The organism is Weissella sp. DD23, from assembly GCF_001579105.1.
In the GTDB taxonomy this organism is placed as follows: Bacteria; Bacillota; Bacilli; order Lactobacillales; family Lactobacillaceae; genus Weissella; species Weissella cibaria.
This window is the reverse complement of record NZ_KQ970394.1, coordinates 106,233-108,717: the sequence shown is the minus strand read 5'-3', so window position 1 is coordinate 108,717 and position 2,485 is coordinate 106,233. Positions and strand designations below refer to the sequence as shown.

Sequence of the window (2,485 nt, the reverse complement as noted above, 5' to 3'; positions counted from 1 at the left end):
GGGAAAATCAGGTACAGTTGCATCGTCACGATGATGTAATACATATAGTAATCCGTTCCGTGCGTGACCAGATAGCCAAACTTAGGCCAGAATGCCGCCCATGAAAAATTGCCTGTGCCGATTAAGTCACCGGCTAACAGAATAGCGGTCCAACTCACAAAGGGAATGCCAACGCCTAAATAACGTTTTTTCCAGAATGACCAGACATGTAGTTCCTTATGATAATGCTGTAGGAATAACACTAAGCCAGTAATGAACATAAAGCCCATCCGGGTAAAGTGTAGCGATAAGTGCGTCGCGTCCAGGAAATGATTTTCCCAAGACCCAACTCCCATATGGCCACCCATCATACTAGTAGTGTGATTTAACAACACACCCGTTATAAAAATCAATCGTAAGATATCCACCTCATATAGATAAGGTCGTTTCTTTTTTTCTGCCATGCGCCTACTTTCCTATCGTCGCGGCTAGTTGTGGCCGAACCACCTTGCCAGTTGGGTTACGTGGATAATCCGCGACAAAGAACACCTGCGTTGGTCGCGCCGGTTGTGACAACTGCGTGCTGGCATGTTCCAACAGTTTAGTTGTCATCTCAGCTTCAGTCAGGTCAGTTGCCGTTGGAATCACCACCGCCGTCACCGCTTCACCATACAATGCATCCGGCGTCCCAACTACTACCACGTCAGCCACAAAGTCGAGTTGTCGCAGGACTGCCTCAATCGCAGCTGGCGCAACTTTTTCGCCACCACGACTAATGATATCTTTGATGCGACCAACAATTTTCAAGTACCCATCATCGTCAAAACGACCTAAATCACCCGTCCGTAACCAACCATCATGAAATGCACTTGGCTTTGGATCAACATAATCTGTAATGACATGGTCCCCGCGCAATAGGATTTCACCAGTTTGATTTGGTACATTGGTCACCTGATTCTCCACCAATAAGGCAATCTCAGTTGCCACTGGTAAGCCAACTTTACCAGGCTTCGGGGCGTCAAATGGATTTAACGCAATTAGCGAAGCTGCCTCAGTCATCCCGTAACCCTCAATGACTGGAATACCGTATTGGTCTTGAAACGCAGCCAATTGTTCTGCCGGTAGTGAAAAGGATGCCGAACGAACATATTTTAACTGCACGTCCGCTTGGCGACGCGCGAAGGCCGTCCGAGCGCGTTCATTTTGCTGCAACATCTGCACTATAGTTGGCACAATTGAGACCCACGTGACTTGATGATCCGCCACAGCTTCCCAAAATTTGGAAGCCGAAAATTTTTCAGCAACGACCAGCTTGCCACCCGACAAACGCGTGCTCAGCATCGCAATCACTTGCGCATTGACGTGGAACATCGGCATCACCACCATTGTGGCATCCTGATTTGTTAAACGCTGTGAGGCAGCAATGTGGTGCGCAGAGTTCGCAAGTTGCGCGTGCGTTAACCCAACCCGCTTTGGCTTGCCAGTAGACCCTGAGGTGTTTAGAATAACGGCCGGACTGTCATCACTTAGCGTCATATCATCCTGAAACGATTCACCCTGCTGATAGCGATAAAAATAGACCGGTTGCTCATGAATTGCGAACGTCTGATCCAAAAAGTCCGGTTGCGTGGCAAGGGCTGGTCGAAAACTCTCCGCAAAGATGCCGGCTGTATAGTGATAATCTGCAAACTCATCGAGAATTTCACGCACCCCCGAAGTCGGTGCTACTGGATGCGCAATTGCGCCGATTTCCCATAAGGCTTGTTCCAAAATCGGGTACAGCCAATGATTGGCCAAGGCGATAAGGACGACATCCCCCGCACCGATTGCTTGCGCGACCAACGTCTGTTTCATTTGTTCGACCAGCGCAGTCACCTGCTGGCCGGTATATTGGCGTTCATCCGTCAACGAGACTAACATCACATCATCGGCATGCGCCGTCAATTGTGCCTGCAAGTCCCTCGTTAAAACTGTCATCTCATGCTCCCTTCGTTATTCTGACACGTAAATCACATCATCACTGACGTTAATACGTTGCTTGATTAAATCATTTTCATAGAAAACATCGGCAATCGTCTGTTCTTCCTTTGCAATTGCCTTGGTCATCGGCGTTAATGTCCAATCGCGCCGATCAACCATTTTAGCGACAATCGTTTGCTTCATGCCCAATGCCTTCGTGAGCAATTTCGTCAACGCCTTGGGATGCTCATTTGCCCACGTCATATCTTCAGACAAGTATTTCACGAGGTATTCGTTAACCGCTTCGTGCTTTTTTGCATACTGTTGCGTTGATAAGATGAAATCACGATTCTGCGATAAACCATCTCCGTTCGTTAACAATTTGGCTTGTTGCGTCACTTGACCTTGTGCCGTGTACGGATCCCATGTGACCCACGCGTCAACGTCACCCTTAGAGAAGGCAATCGCCGCGTCGGCCTGTTTCATGTTAACCCACTCAATATCTGAAGCTGACATCCCCGCCTTCGACAGGGCTTGCAGCAACAAA

Annotated in this window: 3 protein-coding genes; all 3 read right to left on the bottom strand. The window is 48.5% G+C overall.

Annotated features, from left to right (window positions below):
- The coding region (locus WEIDD23_RS13650; RefSeq protein WP_242865473.1) for an acyltransferase at positions 1–443 on the bottom strand (443 nt) is incomplete at its 3' end.
- Positions 444–447: 4 nt separating this feature from the next.
- Positions 448–1,956, bottom strand: a complete 1,509-nt coding sequence (locus tag WEIDD23_RS07935; protein ID WP_010370879.1) for an AMP-binding protein — start codon at positions 1,954–1,956, stop codon at positions 448–450.
- Between the two features lie 15 nt (positions 1,957–1,971).
- A partial coding sequence (locus WEIDD23_RS14720; RefSeq protein WP_242865472.1) for an ABC transporter substrate-binding protein occupies positions 1,972–2,485 on the bottom strand: 514 nt, incomplete at its 5' end.